The sequence below is a fragment of the Streptomyces sp. NPDC058691 genome (assembly GCF_042714775.1).
In the GTDB taxonomy this organism is placed as follows: Bacteria; Actinomycetota; Actinomycetes; order Streptomycetales; family Streptomycetaceae; genus Actinacidiphila.
In genome coordinates this window covers 89,442-107,954 of sequence record NZ_JBHXSO010000026.1, presented here as the reverse complement: position 1 = coordinate 107,954, position 18,513 = coordinate 89,442, and the positions used below count along the sequence as shown (strand labels likewise).

General features: G+C 73.6%; 14 protein-coding genes. 9 read left to right on the top strand and 5 right to left on the bottom strand.

The genetic code is table 11. The annotated features are described in order from the left end of the window. Positions 1-12: 12 nt before the first annotated feature. From ACFWVC_RS20190 to ACFWVC_RS20165, 6 genes are all read left to right on the top strand, one after another. Positions 13-1,542 carry a helix-turn-helix domain-containing protein gene (locus ACFWVC_RS20190; RefSeq protein ID WP_384287435.1) on the top strand — a complete coding sequence of 510 codons (1,530 nt, stop codon included), beginning with the start codon at positions 13-15 and terminating at the stop codon, positions 1,540-1,542. A gap of 201 nt (positions 1,543-1,743) precedes the next feature. Next, on the top strand, positions 1,744-2,721 hold the full coding sequence (locus ACFWVC_RS20185; RefSeq protein ID WP_384287433.1) for a hypothetical protein: 978 nt from the start codon (positions 1,744-1,746) through the stop codon (positions 2,719-2,721). Positions 2,722-2,802: 81 nt separating this feature from the next. Beyond that, complete coding sequence (locus ACFWVC_RS20180; protein ID WP_384287431.1) at positions 2,803-4,653, top strand: HSP90 family protein; 1,851 nt, start codon at positions 2,803-2,805, stop codon at positions 4,651-4,653. Then, a complete protein-coding gene (locus ACFWVC_RS20175; protein WP_384287429.1) occupies positions 4,653-7,607 on the top strand; it encodes a hypothetical protein in 2,955 nt (984 codons plus the stop codon). The genes ACFWVC_RS20180 and ACFWVC_RS20175 overlap by 1 nt, the downstream gene beginning before the upstream one ends. 220 nt (positions 7,608-7,827) lie before the next feature. After that, positions 7,828-8,208 carry a YciI family protein gene (locus ACFWVC_RS20170; RefSeq protein WP_384287455.1) on the top strand — a complete coding sequence of 127 codons (381 nt, stop codon included), beginning with the start codon at positions 7,828-7,830 and terminating at the stop codon, positions 8,206-8,208. Next, positions 8,205-9,437 (top strand): RNA polymerase sigma factor, encoded by a 1,233-nt coding sequence (locus ACFWVC_RS20165; protein WP_384287453.1) that lies wholly within the window; start codon positions 8,205-8,207, stop codon positions 9,435-9,437. The genes ACFWVC_RS20170 and ACFWVC_RS20165 overlap by 4 nt, the downstream gene beginning before the upstream one ends. Before the next feature lie 39 nt (positions 9,438-9,476). Here the strand turns inward: ACFWVC_RS20165 and ACFWVC_RS20160 are convergent, their stop codons facing one another. Next, a complete protein-coding gene (locus ACFWVC_RS20160; protein WP_384287427.1) occupies positions 9,477-9,875 on the bottom strand; it encodes a RidA family protein in 399 nt (132 codons plus the stop codon). Continuing rightward, positions 9,872-10,978, bottom strand: coding sequence for an acyl-CoA dehydrogenase family protein (locus ACFWVC_RS20155; RefSeq protein ID WP_384287425.1), 1,107 nt, complete (start codon positions 10,976-10,978; stop codon positions 9,872-9,874). Before ACFWVC_RS20155 ends, ACFWVC_RS20160 begins: the two co-directional genes overlap by 4 nt. A 95-nt stretch (positions 10,979-11,073) precedes the next feature. Between ACFWVC_RS20155 and ACFWVC_RS20150 the strand changes: the two genes are divergently transcribed. From ACFWVC_RS20150 to ACFWVC_RS20140, 3 genes are all read left to right on the top strand, one after another. After that, entirely contained in the window at positions 11,074-12,684 is a 1,611-nt protein-coding gene (locus tag ACFWVC_RS20150; protein WP_384287423.1) for an AMP-binding protein, read from the top strand. A 4-nt stretch (positions 12,685-12,688) separates the two neighbouring features. Beyond that, the gene (locus ACFWVC_RS20145; RefSeq protein ID WP_384287421.1) at positions 12,689-13,510 is read left to right on the top strand and encodes a PaaX family transcriptional regulator C-terminal domain-containing protein; all 822 of its coding nucleotides are present in this window, start codon (positions 12,689-12,691) and stop codon (positions 13,508-13,510) included. Between the two features lie 86 nt (positions 13,511-13,596). After that, on the top strand, positions 13,597-14,178 hold the full coding sequence (locus tag ACFWVC_RS20140) for a Uma2 family endonuclease (RefSeq protein WP_384287418.1): 582 nt from the start codon (positions 13,597-13,599) through the stop codon (positions 14,176-14,178). 13 nt (positions 14,179-14,191) lie between these two features. Here ACFWVC_RS20140 and ACFWVC_RS20135 read toward each other — a convergent pair whose 3' ends face one another. The 3 genes from ACFWVC_RS20135 to argF all read right to left on the bottom strand — a co-directional run bounded on the left by ACFWVC_RS20135 (position 14,192) and on the right by argF (position 18,391). After that, positions 14,192-16,459: a bifunctional salicylyl-CoA 5-hydroxylase/oxidoreductase gene (locus ACFWVC_RS20135; protein WP_384287414.1), complete on the bottom strand. Its 2,268-nt coding sequence runs from the start codon at positions 16,457-16,459 to the stop codon at positions 14,192-14,194. A 2-nt stretch (positions 16,460-16,461) separates the two neighbouring features. Beyond that, entirely contained in the window at positions 16,462-17,289 is an 828-nt protein-coding gene (locus ACFWVC_RS20130; protein ID WP_384287409.1) for an enoyl-CoA hydratase family protein, read from the bottom strand. A 76-nt stretch (positions 17,290-17,365) separates the two neighbouring features. Next, the gene (gene argF / locus ACFWVC_RS20125; RefSeq protein ID WP_384287405.1) at positions 17,366-18,391 is read right to left on the bottom strand and encodes an ornithine carbamoyltransferase; all 1,026 of its coding nucleotides are present in this window, start codon (positions 18,389-18,391) and stop codon (positions 17,366-17,368) included. Between the last annotated feature and the right edge of the window lie 122 nt (positions 18,392-18,513).

Genomic DNA, 18,513 nt, shown 5'->3' with positions numbered 1-18,513 from the left:
TACCCTCGCCCCATGGGAGACGACTACCTCGCACGTATCGGCAAACTCATCCGTGACGCCCGCCAGCACCGGGGTTGGACACAATCCCAGCTGGCGGAGGCGCTCGGCACCAGTCAGAGCGCGGTGAACCGTATTGAACGCGGAAACCAGAACATCAGCCTTGAGATGATCGCCCGAATCGGTGAAGCGCTCGACAGCGAGATCGTCTCCCTCGGGTACGCCGGCCCGATGCACCTGCGAGTCGTCGGCGGACGCCGGCTGTCCGGCGCCATCGACGTCAAGACGAGCAAGAACGCGTGCGTCGCGCTGCTGTGCGCCACGCTGCTGAACTCCGGGCGGACCACCCTGCGCCGCGTCGCGCGGATCGAGGAGGTGTACCGCATCCTGGAGGTGCTGAACAGCATCGGGGTGCGCACCCGCTGGATCAACGACGGCAACGACCTGGAGATCGTGCCTCCGGCCGCGCTGGAGCTGGACTCCATGGACATGGAGGCCGCGCGGCGCACACGCAGCGTCATCATGTTCCTCGGCCCCCTGATGCACCGCACCGACCGCTTCCGCATCCCGTACGCGGGCGGCTGCGACCTGGGCACCCGCACGGTGCAGCCGCACATGACGGCCCTGCGCCACTTCGGCCTGGAGGTCACCGCCACCAGCGGCATGTACCACGCCCGGGTCACCCCCGCGGTGACCCCCGGACGGCCCATCGTGCTGACCGAACGCGGCGACACCGTGACCGAGAACGCTCTGCTGGCCGCCGCCCGGCACGACGGCGTCACCGTCATCCGCAACGCCAGCTCCAACTACATGGTCCAGGACCTGTGCTTCTACCTGGAGGAGCTGGGGGTGCGGGTCGACGGCATCGGCACCACCACGCTGACCGTGCACGGCGTCACCCACATCGACCGGGACGTGGACTACGCGCCCTCGGAGGACCCGGTGGAGGCGATGAGCCTGCTCGCCGCGGCCGTGGTCACCGAGTCCGAGCTCACGATCCGCCGCGTGCCGGTGGAGTTCCTGGAGATCGAGCTCGCCGTCCTGGAGGAGATGGGCCTGGACCACGAGCGCACGGCCGAGTACAAGGCCGACAACGGCCGCACCCGGCTGGTCGACCTCACGGTGCGCCCCTCCAAGCTGCGCTCCCCCATCGACAAGATCCACCCGATGCCCTTCCCGGGTCTCAACATCGACAACGTGCCCTTCTTCGCCGCGATCGCCGCGACCGCGCAGGGCTCGACCCTCATCCACGACTGGGTCTACGACAACCGCGCCATCTACCTCACCGAGCTGACCCGCCTCGGCGCCAACGTCAAGCTCCTGGACCCGCACCGCGTCCTGGTCGAGGGCCCCACCCGCTGGCGCACCGCCGAGATGATGTGCCCGCCCGCGCTGCGGCCCGCCGTGGTCACCCTGCTGGCGATGCTCGCCGCCGAGGGCACGTCGGTCCTGCGGAACGTGTACGTCATCAACCGCGGCTACGAGGAACTGGCGGAGCGGCTGAACTCGATCGGGGCGCAGATCGAGACGTTCCGCGACATCTGACCCCGCCGCCTTGGGCCCCCTCCCGGCAACCCGGAACCCCTTGGCCCTCGCCGAACCCGCCGTGATAATCATGCTGCGGTCACCGGATCATGGCCCGGGGGGAAAAGGCCAGGCCAGGAGGGGGTCTTCATGACAGCGGTCCGACAGGTCCGACAAGTCCGACAAGTCGGTCAACGTGCCGGCAGCACCGCATCGGACGGGATGCGGGAACGCGCGTCGGCGTTCTCACTGAGACGGTGGGCGCCGCGCCCGCCGGCACGGCTGGACCCGGCACACGGGAACCCGGACCGTGCGCGGCTGCTCGCGTCCGCCGCCGCGGGCGACTGGCCCGCGATGCGGGCACAGCTGTCCGCGGTCGCGGACGACTGGGAGCGCAGCTGGCTCATCGTGGCGGCGACCGACGTCGCCGGGTACGAGCAGTGGATGCCCAAGGTCGTCGAGGCCGAGGGGGACTCGGGACTCGCCCTGCTGGTGGCGGGCGCCCGCGGGGTGAGCTGGGCGTGGGAGGCCCGCACGGGGGCGCGCGCCTCGCATGTCTCCCGCGAGCAGTTCCGGATCTTCCACGAGCGCCTGGAGACCGCGGAGGACCTGCTGTACCGGGCGGCCGAGCTCGAACCCGGGTGGGCCTCCCCCTGGTACTTCCTGCAGATGTGCGGGCGGGGCCTGCAAATCGGCCCGGACCTCGCGCGCCTGCGCTTCGAGGCCTCCGTGCGCCGCGTGCCCGGCCATCTGGGCGCGCACCAGCAGCACTTGCAGCAGGTGTGCGCCAAGTGGAGCGGCTCGCACGAGGAGATGCACGCCTTCGCGCGGGAGTCGATGGAGAACGGGCCGGAGGGCGGGCCGCTGGGCATGCTCGTGGCCATCGCGCACCTGGAGCACTGGCTGCACCTGGACCAGGGCGCCGACAGCGCCTACATCATGCAGGACCGCGTGCGCCGGGAGCTCCACGAGGCCGCCGACCGGTCGATCCGCCACCCCGGCTTCGCCGGCCGGATCGAGGCCGTCGAGTGCTACAACGCCTTCGCCATGGCCTTCGCCCTCGCCGGGGAGAAGCGGGCGGCCGCCGCGGCCTTCGCCGCGACCCGCGGCCTCGTCACCCGCTCCCCGTGGCAGTACATCAACGGAGGCGACCCGCGGGTGCCCTACCGCGCCCTGCGCTCCGGCGCCGGCCGCCACTAGGACCCCGCCGCCGCACTCCGCACCCCGTGCCGTGCCGGACGGCACACGCTCGCCGGCGCGCCGATCGAGAAGGCCATCCACGTGTCCCACTCCCCGTCCCCGACAGCCCACACGTTCCAGGTCGACCTGCGCGGCCTGGTCGACCTGCTGTCCCACCACCTCTACTCCAGCCCGCGTGTCTACCTCCGCGAGCTGCTGCAGAACGCCGTCGACGCGATCACCGCGCGGCAGGCGCTCCAGCCGGGCGCCCCGGCCCGGATCACCGTGACGACCGGTGACTCGCTGACCGTCACCGACACCGGTGTCGGTCTGAGCGAGACCGACGTCCACACCTTCCTCGCCACCATCGGGCGCAGTTCCAAGCGCGCCGCCGAGGGTGAACTGGAAGCCGCCCGCGGCGACTTCATCGGGCAGTTCGGCATCGGCCTGCTGGCCTGCTTCGTCGTGGCCGACGAGATCACCGTCCTGAGCCGTCACGCCGCCGTCCCCGGTGCCCCGGCCGTCGAGTGGCGCGGCCGTTCCGACGGCAGCTACACCATCCGCACGCTGCCCGCCGACGCGATGCCCGAGCCGGGCACGCGCGTGACGCTGACGCCGCGCGCCGACGGCAGCGAGTGGACGCGGCCGGACCGGGTGACCTCGCTCGCCCGGCACTACGGCAGCCTGCTCCGCCACGAGGTCACCGTGGTCGACCCGGGCGGGGAGACCACCCGGATCAACGACACCCCGCCCTGGGAGCGCCGCCACGGCTCGCCGCTGGCCCGCCGCGAGGCACTGGCCGAGCACTGCCGCACCACCTTCGGCTTCACGCCCCTGGACACCATCGACCTCGACCTGCCCGTCGCCGGGCTGCGCGGCGTGGCGTACGTCCTGCCCACCGCCGTCAACCCCTCGGAGCGCGCCGGGCACCGGGTGCACCTGAAGGGCATGCTCCTGTCGGACCAGGCCGCCGAACTCCTCCCGGAGTGGGCCTTCTTCGTCCGCTGCGTCGTGGACGTCACCAGCCTGCGCCCGACGGCCTCCCGCGAGGCGCTGTACGAGGACGAGACGCTGGCCGCCGTCCGCGACGCCCTGGGCGTCCGCATCCGCGACTGGCTGACCGAACTCGCCGCCAGCGACCCGGCGCTGCTGCAGCGCTTCATCGACAGCCACCACCTCGCGGTCAAGGCGCTCGCCCGCTACGACGACGACCTGCTGCGGATGCTCCTGCCCTGGCTGCCGTTCGAGACCACGGACGGCAACGTCACCCTGGAGGAGTTCGCGCGCGCCCACCCGACGGTGCTGGTCACCCGGAGCGTGGACGAGTTCCGGCAGGTCGCGCCCATCGCGGCGGCGGCCGGACTCGGCGTCGTCAACGGCGGTTACACCTACGACCGGGACCTGGTGCACCGGCTGCCGGAGATCCGACCCGGCACCACCGTCACCGACCTGGACCCCGCGACGGTGACCGCCCACCTCGACCCCGTCGACTCCGGGGCCGAACTCGCCGCCGCCGCCTTCCTCGCCGTCGCCCGCGAGGTCGTCGGGACGTACGACTGCGACGTGGTGCTGCGGGCCTTCCAGCCCGTCACCGCGCCCGCGCTGCTGCTGGACAACCGCGAGGCCCGCCACGAACGCACCCGGGCCGGTGTCGCCGAGGGCAGCGACGGGCTGTGGGCGGACATCCTGGGCTCGCTCAAGGCCGAGGCGCCGCGGGCCCAGCTGGTCCTCAACCACCTCAACCCGCTGGTGCGCCGGGCCGCCACCGTCACCGAACGCGGGCTGGCCGTCACCACCGCCGAGGCGCTGTACGGGCAGGCGCTGCTGCTCACCCGCCGCCCGCTGAAGGCCTCCGAGAGCGCCCTGCTCAACCGGGCCTTCATCGGCCTGCTCACCCACGCCATGCACGACCAGGACACCCCCGCGCCCGGGCCGGACGCCAAGGAGCAGTGATGCTGGAAACCCCCGAGGCCGTCTTCGAGGCCCTGCGTGAGAACAACGAGCGCCCCTACGGGCTCCCCCGGACGGTGACGGCCGAGGAACTCGTCGAGGCCGCCGAGCAGTTCGACGAGAAGGAGGCTCTGGTCACGGCGCTGCTGGAGCTGATGTCGGCGTACGAGTACGCCGCCGAGCACCGCAAGTCGCCGGTCGTCTTCGCCCGTGTGCTGAAGCTGTGGGACGAGGTGCCCGGCTCCTTCAGCGAGTGGGAGGCCCGCCAGGTCCTGTGGCGCCACAAGTGGGTGGCGACCTCCCTGCTCCAGGTGCCCGAAGTGCCGCTGGCCACGATCCACGGCTGGATCGGCCAGATGCGCGACCGCTACCGCGACGCGGAGCAAGGGCTCCAGCCCGTCGCCGCCATGCGGCACCGGGTCGCCGCCCACACCGGCCTGGACCCGGAGCACGCGTTCGACCTGTGGGCCACCCGGCAGCGGGAGGCGCTGAGCGACTGCGAGGCGTGCGAGACCCGGCACCGGGCGCTGCACCACCTGGTCGCGGGCGACGACGGCCGGGCGCTGGAGACCTGGCAGCCGGTGCTCGACGGGGGGCAGAGCTGCCAGGAGGAGCCTTGGGTCAGCCAGGCCCACGCCCTGCTGCCGCTGCTGCGCCTCGGACGCACCGAGGAGGCCCGCTCGTACCACCTGTCGGGCTACCGGAGGGTCCGGGGCCAGATCGGCATGGCGGAGGAGGTCGGGCTGCACCTGGAGTTCTGCGCGCTGTCCGGCAACGAGGGCCGCGCCCTGGAGATCCTCGCGGAGAGCCGTCCGCTCTTCGAGACCACCGGGGCGCCGCTGTCGCTCCTCGGCTTCCTCACCGGGGTGCAGGTCCTGCTGCGGCGGCTGACCGAGGACGGCCACTCCGCCGTCCCCGTGTCCGGGCCGCTGGGCCGCAACTGGACGGCGCAGACTCTGCTGGCTTACGTCGAGCGGGAGGCGGACGCGCTGACCGCGGCCTTCGACGGCCGCAACGGCACCACGACGGTGGGCGACCGGCGGCGCGCGCGGCTCGCGCGGCGGCCGCTGCTCGCCGAGCCGCTGGAGCTGGGCCTGCGCACGGCCGCGGTACCGTCCGCGACGGGCGCTCCCGCGACCCCGCCACGGCCGGCGGCGCCGGTGGAGGCGATCCCCGAGGACTTCGTTGAACTGGTCGAGCTGGCCCGCGCGCACGCCGCGCAAGCGCGTCCCGGCGACGACCGGCTCTGGCAGCGGATCGCCGAACGCGTCGAGGCCGGGGACCACACGCACGACCCGCGGCTCGGGCCGGAGGAGGTGCTGCGGGCCGAACTGGCCGAGCAGCGCGCGTTCACGGCCTCGGACCTGGCCGACGGGCCGGACCGCCCCGTGATCCGGGAGGCGCTGACCGAGGCGATCGAGCTGTTCGGCCGCGCGGGCGCCGAGTGGCGGGCCCTGGCGGCCAGGGCACGACGCGCCTCGGTCGGGGTCACCCCCGGCGAGGAGAGCGCCGAGGGGTGGGCGGAGCTGGACGCCGTCCTGGCGCGGGCACGCGAACTGCCGCAGGACACGTGGCAGGACGGGTCGGAGGACAGGTCTGAGGACGGTGCGGAGGACGACCGGCGGTCCTACTGCATCGTGCTGCAGTGCCGCGCCTTCCTGGCGTACACCGAGGCCGCCGCGGCACTCCCGGACATCCCTGCGGAGGTGGAGTCGCGCTTCCGGGCCACCGCCCAGGAGGCCATCGCGGAGGCCACACGGCTCGGTGTGCCGCAGCGGGCCATCAACGTCCGCCTGTACGTGGGCGATCTGACGGCGCGCTCCGGGGACTTCGACGGCGCGGAGCGGGAGTTGCGCGCCGCGCTGGAGGCCATCGAGAGTGCCGGGGCGCCCTGGCGCGCGCAGCGTCCGCACGGACTGCTCGGCCAGATCCTGATGCAGCAGCACCGCCCCGACGAGGCCGTGGAGCACCTGCGCATGGCGCTCGCGGCGGCGGCCGCGCACGGCGACACCGCCTTCCCTGTGGCGCGCACGCACGCGATGCTCGGTCACGCCCTCTCGCACGCGGGCGACCTGGCCGGCGCCGTACGCCATCTGTCCGAGGGCGCCTCCAGGCTGGAACGGGAGGACGACGCCGCCGGTGCCGTCGAGGTGCGGCTGGAGCTGGCCGACGTCCTCGCCCGCGCCGACCGGCAGGCCGACGCCGTGGCCGTCCTTGAGTCCCTCCTGGTCACGGACGACGTCCCGGCCGGCACCGACGAACGCGTGCTCGCCCAAGCGCGGCTGAGCCTGGCCCGGGGGCTGCGGGAGCTGGAGGAACACCGTTCCGCCGCCGAGCAGTTCCTGCTCCTGGCGGACCTGGTCGCCCCGTGGGAGGAGCAGTTCACGCACACGCTCGCCGCCTCGGAGGCCGCGGTCGCGCTGCTGGAGGCGGAACGCCCGGACGCGGCCCGGTCCGCGTACGAACGGGCCGTCGCCTCGCACGGCAAGGCCCCCAACGCGCCCATGGTGGCGGAGATGATGCGGCGGTTCGCCGCGTACACCATGGCGTCCGAGGGCGCCGAGGGCCTCGACACGGCGCTGGGCCATCTCCGCGAGGCCGAGGAACTGCTGGCGGTCGTGGACGAGGGCGCCGAGGACATCGCGCTGTGGTACGAGAGCGGCGTCACGCACTACCAGCGGGGCCGCGCCCTCGCCGCGGCCGAGCGCTTCCCCGAGGCCCTGGCCGAGATGGAGCGGGCGATCACCGCCCACGACGCGGGCGGGCCGGCCGGCGAAGCGCCCCGCGCCGAGGCCGTCCGGGTCGCGGCGCTCATCGAGGCCAACGGCCTGGAGTCGCCCGCCGCGGCCCGTGCCCGGCTCGGCGCCGCCATCGCCCGTTGCGAGGCCGCCGGTCTCGACCACGCGGCGCAGATCCTGTCCCGGCTCCGTGACGAGGTGTCCGCGCCGAAGCGCTGACGCCGCACCCCCGCGATGCCCCGCCGGTCCCCCGTTCGGCCGACCGGCGGGGCATCGGCGCGTCCGGGACCGGGGAGGAGGGCAGGGAAGGGGAGGGCGGGGCCGCGGAGGGCTCGCGCGGAAACCGGGCGGCGGCGGATGTCGATCCGGGCCGGGCCCGTTCGTACAGAAGGTGAGACGCCGGTACCGAAGCCGGCGGCCGACGACAGGAAAGACCGCCATGAAGCAGTACCTGCTCAGCGTGTACCAGCCGGAGGGCACCCCTCCCCCGCCGGAGGTCCTGGAAGGGATCATGCGGGACGTCGACGCCGTGGACGCGCGGATGCGGGCCGCCGGCGCCTGGGTCTTCTCCGGAGGGCTGAACTCGCCCGGCACGGCGACCGTCGTGCGGCTGACGGACGGCGGGATGCTGACCACCGACGGGCCCTTCCTGGAGGGCAAGGAGTACCTCGGCGGGTTCACCGTCGTCAACGCGCCCGATCTGGACGCCGCGCTGGCCTGGGGCCGCGAACTCGCCCGCGCGACCACGCTGCCCATCGAGGTGCGGCCGTTCGCCGGCGAACCGGACGGAGCCGGGGAGGCCGGGGAGGCCGGGCACTGACGAGCGGCACGCCGGCCCCCGCCGCCGAGATCGAGCGCGTCTTCCGCGCGGAGTACGGACGCGCGGTGGCCGTCCTGGTCCGCCGCTTCGGCGACATCGACATCGCCGAGGAGGCGGTCCAGGACGCCTTCACGACGGCCCTGCGGCGCTGGCCGTCCACGGGGGTGCCGCCGAGCCCGGCGGGGTGGATCATCACCACCGCGCGCAACCGGGCCATCGACCGGCTGCGCCGCGAGGCGACCCGCGAGGACCGGCATGCCGAGGCCGCGCTGCTGTACGACCGCGACGAACCGGCCGAGGAGGGTCCCGTGCGCGACGACCGGCTCCGCCTGATCTTCACCTGCTGCCACCCCGCCCTGGCCCCCGCCGCACAGGTCGCCCTGACACTGCGGCTGCTCGGCGGGCTCACCACCGCCGAGATCGCCCGCGCCTTCCTGGTCCCCGAGCCCACCATGGCGCAGCGCCTGGTCCGGGCCAAGGGCAAGATCCGCGACGCGCGCATCCCGTACCGGGTCCCGGCCGAGGCGGACCTCCCCGACCGGCTCCGGCCGGTGCTCGCGGTGGTCTACCTGATCTTCAACGAGGGCTACCGGGCGAGTTCCGGCGAAGAACTGACGCGCGGGGACCTGTGCCCCGAGGCGGTACGGCTGGGGCGGCTGCTCGCCGCGCTGATGCCCGACGAGCCCGAGGTGCTGGGACTGCTCGCGCTCATGCTCCTCACCGAGGCGCGCCGGCCCGCCCGCACCGCCGCCGACGGGGTCCTGGTCCCCCTCGACGAGCAGGACCGCGGCCGCTGGGACCGCGAACTGATCGCCGAGGGGCAGGCTCTCGTCCGCCTTTGCCTACGCCGCGGCCGGCCGGGCCCCTACCAGATCCAGGCCGCGATCAACGCCGTGCACAGTGACGCGCCGACGGCCGCGGCGACCGACTGGGTCCAGGTCCTGGCCCTGTACGACCAGCTCATGGCCATCGCCCCCGGCCCGGTCGTCGCCCTCAACCGGGCCGTCGCCGTCGCCGAGGTGGACGGCCCGGCGGCGGCGCTGGCCCTCGTCGACGACCTGGCGCTCGACGGCTACTCCGTCCTGCACGCCGTCCGCGCGGACCTGCTCCGGCGCCTCGGCCGCGCCCCCGAGGCCGCCCGTGCGTACGAGGCGGCGATCGCGCGCACCGGCAACGCGGCCGAGCAGGCCTTCCTGCGGCGCAGACGCGCGGAGCTCGACGTGACGTGAGGGCCGTGGACAGCCCTCGGCCCGCGCGGGCCGCGGCCGCTACGGCAGCATCGCGAGGCCGTCGAGCTCGACCATGGCCTCCTCGTCCCACAGCCTGGTGATGCCGATGACGGCCATGGCCGGATAGTCCCGGCCGGCCAGGGCCCGCCAGACGCGGCCCAGTTCGGGAGCGTGCGCGCGGTAGGCCGCTACGTCGGTGGTGTGGACGGTGAGGCGGGCGAGGTCGGCGGGCGTGCCGCCGGCGGCGCGGAGCGCGGTGAGGAGATTGGTCAGGGCCCGCTCGAACTGGTCCGGGAGGGTGTCCCCGACGATCTTCCCGGAGCCGTCGAGCGCGGTCTGGCCCGCGAGGAGCACCAGGGTGCGGCCGGTCGCCGTCACGGCGTGGCTGAAGCCGGTGGGCGGGGAGAGTTCTGGCGGGTTGACGCGATGCAGGGTCATGCGAAGAGCTCCTTGGCGATGATCGACCGCTGGACTTCGGTGGCGCCTTCGTAGATACGCGGCGCGCGGACCTCGCGGTAGAGGTGTTCGAGCAGATGGCCGCGCTCCAGCGCGCGGGCGCCGTGGATCTGGACGGCGCTGTCCACGGCGAACTGGGCGGTCTCGGTGGCGAAGAGCTTGGCCATGGCGGAGCTGCGGGCCGTACCGGGCGAACCCGCGTCGTACGCCTCGGCGGCCGCGTACACCAGCAGGCGGGCGGCCTCGGTGCGGGTGGCCATCTCGGCGAGGCTGTGGGAGACGGACTGGAGGTCCTTCAGGGGGCCGCCGAAGGCGGTGCGGGAGGCGGCGTGGGCGGTGGCCGCGTCCAGCGCGGCCTGGGCCATGCCGACGGCGAAGGCCCCGACGCTGGGCCGGAAGCGGTTGAGGGTGGTCATGGCGACGCGGAAGCCGCGGTCCACCTCGCCGATCACGTCGCCCTCCCCCACCGGTACGGCGTCGAAGCGCAGCCGGCCGATCGGATGCGGGGAGAGCATGTCGAGCCGTTGCCCGCCGAGTCCGGGACGGTCGGCGGGCACGGCGAAGGCGGTGACGCCGCGGGCTCCTGCCCCCGGGGTCGTCCGGGCGAAGACGGTGTAGAGGTCGGCGTCGGGGGCGTTGGAGATCCAGCACTTCTCGCCGGTGAGCCGCCAGCCGCCCTCCGGAGCGCTGTCGGCGGCCAGTTCGAGGGCCGCGGCGTCCGAGCCCGCCTCCGGCTCCGTGAGCGCGAAGGCGGCGACCGCCTCGCCGGAGACGACGCGCGGGATCCAGCGGGCGGCCAGTTCCGGGGACCCCAGCAGGGCGTGCGCGCCCAGGCCCTGCAGCGCGAGGGCGGTCTCGGCCTCGGTGCACTCACGGGACAGGGACTCCCGCAGCAGGCACAGGTCGAGTGCGGTGCCGGAGAAGAGGGGTGCGAGCAGGCCGAGTTCGCCGAGTGCGGCGAGCAACGGGCGGTTGACGCGGCCCGGTTCACCCGCCTCCGCGAACGGCCGCAGCCGCTCCGCGGCCCATTCGCGCACCTGCGCGCACCACTTGAGCTGTTCCGGGTCGAGCGCGAACGATGCCACCGGGCACCTCCCGTATCGCGTACCGTTGACTGCCGTCACAAACACGTTACGCTGAATCCGTCCGCAACCAGGTGCCAACGAGGGGCGAACCCGCCATGGACCTGCTGCCATCCGCACACGTGGACACTTTCCCGCGGGAGCACCTCCCGCCGCGTGACCAGTGGCCCGTCCTCTCCTGCGACCTCCCTGGGTTGGCCTACCCCGACCGGCTCAACTGCGGCGCCGAACTGCTCGCCGGGGGCTCCCCCGACGCGCCCTGCCTGCGCATGCCGGACGGCGAGGTCTGGTCGTACGGCGACCTGCGCGCCACCGCCGACCGCATCGCGCACGTGCTCGCCGACGACCTCGGCGTGGTGCCCGGCAACCGCGTGCTGCTGCGCGGGGCGACCACGCCGTGGCTGGTGGCGTGCTGGTTCGCGGTGATGAAGGCGGGGGCCGTCGCGGTCACCGTGCTGGCGGCGCACCGCGCCCAGGAGCTGGCGACGATCTGCCGCCTCGCCGCCGTGGGGCACGCGCTGTGCGACATCCGGTCGGTGGACGACCTCGCCAAGGCCGAGGTGCCGGGGCTGCGGATCGCGACGTACGGCGGGGAGGCGTCCGACGACCTGCTGCGGCTGGCGGCGGCCAAGCCGGAGCGCTTCGAGGCCGTGGCCACCTCCGCGGACGACGTCGCGCTCATCGCCTTCACCTCGGGGACGACGGGCCGGCCCAAGGGCTGTATGCACTTCCACCGCGACGTGCTCGCCATCGCCGACACCTTCTCGGCGCACGTCCTGCGACCGCGCGCGGACGACGTGTTCGCGGGCAGCCCGCCGCTCGGCTTCACCTTCGGGCTCGGCGGGCTCGTCGTCTTCCCGCTGCGGGCCGGGGCGTCGACGCTGCTGCTGGAGCAGGCCGGGCCGGAGCAACTGGCGCGGGCCGTCGGCACCCACCGGGTCAGCGTGCTCTTCACGGCGCCCACCGCGTACCGGGCGATGCTGCAACTGCCGGGCGAGCACGACCTGTCCTCGCTGCGGCGCTGCGTGTCCGCGGGCGAGAACCTGCCGGCGGCGACCTGGCGGGCCTGGCACGAGGCGACCGGGCTGCGCATCATCAACGGCATCGGCGCCACCGAGATGCTGCACATCTTCATCTCCGCCGCCGACGAGGCGATCCGGCCCGGCACGACCGGGATCGCCGTGCCGGGCTACGAGGCCCGCGTGGTCGACCCGTTGACGCTCACGCCGCTGCCGGACGGCGAACCGGGGCTGCTCGCCGTGCGCGGCCCCACCGGCTGCCGCTACCTGGCGGACGAACGGCAGCGCGACTACGTGCGCGGCGGCTGGAACCTGACCGGCGACACCTATGTGCGCGAGCCCGACGGCTACTTCCGCTATGTGGCCCGCGCCGACGACATGATCATCTCGGCCGGCTACAACATCGCGGGCCCCGAGGTCGAGGAGGCCCTGCTGCGCCACCCCGACGTCCGGGAGGCGGCGGTGATCGGCGTGCCGGACGAGGGCCGCGGGCAGGTCGTACGGGCCTTCGTCGTCCTGCGCGACGGGCTGCCGCACGACGGGCGCACGGGAACGGCCGAGGCGCTGCGCGCCTTCGTCAAGGAGGAGATCGCGGGCTACAAGTGCCCGCGCGAGATCCGCTTCCTGGAGGCCCTTCCGCGCACGCCGACGGGGAAGCTGCAACGCTTCCGGCTGCGCGACCTACATTGATCGCGTGACAGAGCACACTCCCAGTTCGCTGATCGTGACCTACTTCGGCGCCTATGGGCGGACCGGCGAGTGGGACGGCCGCATCCCGGTCGCCGAACTGATCCGGCTCATGGGCGCACTGGACGTCGACCCGCAGTCGGTCCGCTCCGCGGTCTCCCGGCTCAAGCGGCGCGGCCTGCTCGCCCCCGACCGGGTCGACGGCGCCGCCGGGTACGCCCTGTCCGACGACGCGCGGCAACTGCTCGCCGACGGTGACCGGCGCATCTACGGCCGCCAGGACGACGATGCGCCCGGCGAGCAGTGGGTGCTCGCGGTCTTCTCGGTCCCCGAGAGCGAGCGCCACAAGCGGCATCTGCTGCGCTCCCGGCTGGCCCGCCTCGGCTTCGGCACCGCCGCCCCCGGCGTGTGGATCGCCCCCGCCCGGCTGTACGACGAGGCCGGGCACACCCTGCGCCGCCTCGGCCTGGACACCTATGTGGACCTCTTCACGGGCACCCACCTGGGCTTCGAGCCGACGGCCGCCGCGGTGCGCCGGTGGTGGGACCTGGACGGCATCGCCAAGCTCCACCTCGCCTTCCTCGACGCCCATGAGCCCGTCCTGCGCCGCTGGACCGCCCGCCGCACCACCCCGGCGAAGGACGCCTTCGCCGACTACCTCCGCGCCCTCGACTCCTGGCGCCGACTGCCCTACGCCGACCCCGGTCTGGCCCCTGCCCTCCTGCCGCCCGACTGGCCGGGCGGCAGGAGCGCCGAGGTCTTCCACGCCCTGCACGACCGGCTCCGGGACGCGGGCGTGGCGTTCCCCGCCGGTCCGCTGATCGCATGACGTGACCGACGCCGCGGGTGATCGTTGACAGGACGCGTGCCCCCGCCACCCGGCCGGGCATAACCTGACCACATCGGAGCGGAACCATGACGATCGAGGAGGTACGCGACATGGCACTGCCCGCGACCGAACGCCCGGACTCCGGCGGCGACGCCGTGCTGGCCGCCTTCCTCGACCTCACGGTGCCCGAGGGGTACCGCGCCGAGCTGATCGAGGGGGAGATCGTCGTGACCCCGCCGCCCGACGGAGACCACGAGGACGCCGTAGGGGAGTTGCTCTGGCAGATCGCCAGGGAATCCTCAGCGGACCTTTACGGCGCCGGCACGAAGGGACTGATCACCCCCCTCGGCCGCTTCATCCCAGACGCCACTGTGGCTCCGCGACGTTTCTTCCGCGGCTTGGACGCCTGGGCAGCGCCCGAGGGAGTCGTCATGACCGTCGAGGTCACATCGACCCGCCCGGACAAGGATCGCGGCCCCAAACGGCGCGGCTACGCGGCCGCCGGCATCCCCTTCTACCTGCTGGTGGACCGCACCGAGGGCACCGTCACCCTCTACAGCGAGCCGGCCGACGGGGACTACCGCCAGGACGTCCGCGTCCTGTTCGGGAAGGAACTCGACCTCCCCGAGCCGTTCGCGTTCTCCCTTGACACGTCCGTCTTCGCCTGACGCACGCCCTACGTCACACGTCCAGCGTCAGGCGTGGCCTCGGCGCGTCCGTGCGCCCGGTGGGCGGCTTGCGGCTGCCCGCCTGGTACGGGAGCGGCCACGGGGCGCCGGGGCCGGAGTAGCCCTGTTCGGCGGCGGCGTGCAGGGTCCAGTGGGGGTCGTACAGATGCGGGCGGGCCAGCGCGCACAGGTCGGCGCGGCCCGCGAGGAGCAGGGAGTTGACGTCGTCCCAGGAGGAGATGGCACCGACGGCGATGACGGGGACGCCGAGTTCGTTGCGGATGCGGTCGGCGAACGGGGTCTGGTAGGAGCGGCCGAAGTCGGGCCGCTCGTCGTGGACGACCTGACCGGTGGAGACGTCGATGGCGTCGGCGCCGTGGTCGGCGAAGGCGCGGGCGATCTCCACGGCGTCCTCGGCCGTGGTGCCACCCTCGGCCCAGTCGGTGGCGGAGATGCGCACCGTCATGGGCCGGTCCGCCGGCCAGACCTCGCGTACGGCGTCGAAGACCTCCAGCGGGAAGCGCAACCGGCCGGCCAGGCCGCGGCCGTAGGCGTCGGTGCGGCGGTTGGTGAGCGGGGAGAGGAAGCCGGAGAGCAGATAGCCGTGGGCGCAGTGCAGTTCCAGCAGGTCGAAGCCGGCCCGGGCGGCGCGCCGCGCGGACTCGGTGAACTGCTCGCGGACGCGGGCGAGTCCATCCGTGTCCAGGGCGTGCGGGATCTGGCTGGTGCCGGGGCGGTACGGCAGCGGGGAGGGCGCGGCCAGTGACCAGTTGCCGTACGGGAGCGGCTGGTCGATACCCTCCCACATCAGGCGGGTGGAGCCCTTGCGGCCGCTGTGGCCGAGCTGGAGGCCGATCGCGGCGCCGGGCTGGGTGTGCGCGAAGTCGGTGACGCGGCGCCAGGCCGCCTCCTGCTCGTCGTTCCACAGGCCCGCGCAGCCGGGGGTGATGCGACCCTCGGGGCTGACGCAGACCATCTCGGTCATGACCAGACCGGCGCCGCCCAGCGCCCTGGCGCCCAGGTGGACGAGGTGGAAGTCGCCGGGGACGCCGTCGCCGGCCGAGTACATGTCCATCGGGGAGACGACGACGCGATTGCGCAGCGTCAGCCCGCGCAGGGTGAACGGCGTGAACATCGGCGGGGTGTCCGGGTCGGTGCCGAAGTCCCGCTCCACGGCGGCGGCGAAATCCGCGTCGCGCAGCCGCAGATTGTCGTGGGTGACGCGACGGCTGCGGGTGAGCAGGTTGAACGCGAACTGCCGCGGCGGCTGCGCCGCGTACTGCTCCAGGTGCTCGAACCACTCCAGGCTCGCCCGGGCCGCCCGCTGGGTGCTGGCGACGACGGGCCTGCGCTCGGCCTCGTACGCGGCCAGCGCCCCCGGGATGTCCGGCTGTTCGCGCAGGGAAGCGGCGAGTGCGAGGGCATCCTCCATGGCGAGCTTGGTGCCGGAGCCGATGGAGAAGTGCGCGGTGTGCGCGGCGTCGCCCAGCAGCACGATGTTCTCGTGCCGCCAGCGCTCGTTGACGACCGTGGTGAAGGCGCCCCAGCGGGAGCGGTTGCCGCGCAGGGAGTGGCCGCCGAGGGCGTCGGCGAAGATCTTCTCGCAGCGGGCGATGGACTCCGTCTCGTCCGCGCGGTCCAGGCCCGCGCGCCGCCAGACGTCCTCGCGCATCTCGACGATGAAGGTGGCGGCGCCGGCCCGGTAGGGGTAGGCGTGGGCCTGCATGATCCCGTGCTCGGTCTCCACGATCTCGAAGCGGAAGGCGTCCAGGGCCAGGTCGGTGGCGAGCCAGATGTAGCGGCAGCCGTGGCCGGTCAGGGTGGGGCGGAAGGACGCGGCGTGGGCGCCGCGGGTGGCGCTGTTGGCGCCGTCGGCGGCGACGACGAGGTCATGGGTGCGGGCCAGTTCGGCTGCGGCGGGGGCGAGTTCACGGCTGCGGACCGTCACGCCGAGGGCGCGGCAGCGGTCGTGCAGGATCGTGAGCAGCCGGCGCCGGTCCACGGCCGCGAAGCCGTGGCCGCCGGAGGTCACGACCCGTCCGCGGTGGTGGACGTCGATGTTGTCCCAGCGGGTGAACTCGCCCTCCAGCGCGCGGAAGACGACCGGGTCGGCGTGCTCGATGCCGCCGAGCGTCTCGTCGGACAGCACGACACCGAAGCCGAAGGTGTCCTGCGGGGCGCCGCGTTCCCAGACGGTGACGGACCGCTCGGGGTCGAGGCGCTTGAGTAGCGCGGCCGCGTACAGCCCGCCCGGGCCGCCGCCGATGATGGCCACCCGCACGGCTACCGGCCCTTCCAGTTGGGGCTGCGCTTCTCGGTGAACGCCGCGTGGAACTCGGCGTAGTCGGCGCTGGTCATCAGCAGCGCCTGGGTGGCGGCGTCCATCTCCACGGCGGCGGCCAGCGGCATGTCGAGCTCGGCGGTGAGCAGCGCCTTGGTCTGCTGGTACGCCAGCGCGGGCCCGGCGGCCAGGCGCTTGGCCAGGGCGGCGGCGCTCGCGTCGGCCTGCCCCTCGTCGACGAGTTCGCTGACCAGGCCGATGCGGTCGGCCTCGGCGGCGCCGACCGTGTCGCCGAGCATGAGCAGCCGGGTGGCGTGGCCGAGGCCCACCATGCGGGGCAGCAGATAGGCGGCGCCCATGTCGGCGCCGGCCAGGCCCACCTTGGTGAAGAGGAAGGCGAAGCGGGCGGAGCGTTCGACCACCCGGAAGTCCGAGGCGAGGGCGATGACGGAACCGGCGCCCGCCGCGACGCCGTGCACCGCCGCGATCACCGGGAAGGGCGCCTCGCGGATGGCCCGGACGACCTGCCCGGTCATCCGCGTGAAGTCCAGCAGTTGGCCCGCGCCCATGGCGAGGGTCGCACCGATGATCTCATCGACGTCGCCGCCGGAGCAGAAGCCGCGGCCGGCGCCGGCGAGCACGAGGACGCGGGTGTCGCCGTGGTGCGGCAGTTCGGTGAGCAGGTCGCGCAGATCGGCGTAGGCGCCGAAGGTGAGCGCGTTGAGCCTGTCCGGACGGTCGAGGGTGACGGTGACGACGCCGTCGGCCCGGTCCACCCGCAGGTGCCGCCATTCCTCGGTGCGGCCTGCGGAGCCTCGGTAGGGGCTCATGGGCGTGTCCTCCTTCGCGGGGGAGGCAGACTGCCTTCACCGCGAAGTTATCACCCCTTCGTGACCGCCGTCACGACTACGCGATATGCGTCGCGCCCCCGAGGGTGGCCACGAGGACCGCCTTGATGGTGTGCATCCGGTTCTCCGCCTGGTCGAAGACGACCGAGTGCGGCGACTCGAAGACCTCGTCCGTGACCTCCAGCGAGGTCAGGCCGTGCCGTTCGTGGATCTCCCGGCCCACCTTCGTGCCGAGGTCGTGGAAGGCCGGCAGGCAGTGCATGAACTTCACGTCCGCCCGGCCCGTCGCCCGCAGGACGTCCGCGGTCACGGCGTAGGGGCCGAGCAGCGCGATGCGCTCGTCCCAGACCTCCTTGGGCTCACCCATCGAGACCCAGACGTCGGTGTGGACGAACTCCGCGCCCGACACCCCCTCGGCGACGTCCTCGGTGAGCGTGACGCGCGCACCGGTGGCGGCGGCCAGCCGGTGCGCCTCGGCGACGACGGACTCGTCCGGCCACAACCCCTTCGGGGCGGCGATGCGCACGTCCATGCCCAGCAGGGCCCCGGTGACCAGCAGGGAGTTGCCCATGTTGGAGCGGGCGTCGCCGAGGTAGGCGTACGCGATGCCGGCGGTGTCGCCGGCCGGGCGGCCGGAGTGCTCGGTCATGGTGAGGACGTCGGCGAGCATCTGGGTGGGGTGCCACTGGTCGGTGAGCCCGTTCCACACCGGGACCCCGGCGTGCGCCGCCAGCTCCTCGACGACCTCCTGGCCGGTCCCGCGGTACTCGATGCCGTCGAACATGCGGCCCAGCACACGGGCGGTGTCCTTGACCGACTCCTTGTGGCCGAGCTGGGAACCGGCAGGGTCGAGGTAGGTCGTGGAGGCGCCCTGGTCCGCGGCGGCGACCTCGAAGGCGCAACGGGTGCGGGTCGAGGTCTTCTCGAAGATCAGCGCGATGTTCCGGCCGGCCAGCCGCCGCACCTCGGCGCCCGCCTTCTTGGCCGCCTTCAGCTCGCCCGCCAGCTCCACCAGGCCGCGGAACTCCTCGGGGGCGAAGTCCAGCTCCTTGAGGAAAGGGCGACCGGTGAGGTCGATGGCCATGAGGGGCTCCTAGGTCGTCGTCGGCCGGGCGCCGAACACGCGTACACCAATGACGTGGAAGTATATACGAGATTTCGCATGTTTATACAGAGCTTCCGGATGAAGAGTGGGTGACGCCACCA

Coding starts and splice junctions, on each gene's coding strand:
- ACFWVC_RS20170 (WP_384287455.1), top strand. CDS start 7,828: ATGAAGCAGTACCTGCTCAGCGTGTACCAGCCGGAGGGCACCCCTCCC.
- ACFWVC_RS20190 (WP_384287435.1), top strand. CDS start 13: ATGGGAGACGACTACCTCGCACGTATCGGCAAACTCATCCGTGACGCC.
- argF (WP_384287405.1), bottom strand. CDS start 18,391: ATGGCCATCGACCTCACCGGTCGCCCTTTCCTCAAGGAGCTGGACTTC.
- ACFWVC_RS20130 (WP_384287409.1), bottom strand. CDS start 17,289: ATGAGCCCCTACCGAGGCTCCGCAGGCCGCACCGAGGAATGGCGGCAC.
- ACFWVC_RS20175 (WP_384287429.1), top strand. CDS start 4,653: ATGCTGGAAACCCCCGAGGCCGTCTTCGAGGCCCTGCGTGAGAACAAC.
- ACFWVC_RS20185 (WP_384287433.1), top strand. CDS start 1,744: ATGCGGGAACGCGCGTCGGCGTTCTCACTGAGACGGTGGGCGCCGCGC.
- ACFWVC_RS20140 (WP_384287418.1), top strand. CDS start 13,597: ATGACGATCGAGGAGGTACGCGACATGGCACTGCCCGCGACCGAACGC.
- ACFWVC_RS20160 (WP_384287427.1), bottom strand. CDS start 9,875: ATGACCCTGCATCGCGTCAACCCGCCAGAACTCTCCCCGCCCACCGGC.
- ACFWVC_RS20150 (WP_384287423.1), top strand. CDS start 11,074: ATGGACCTGCTGCCATCCGCACACGTGGACACTTTCCCGCGGGAGCAC.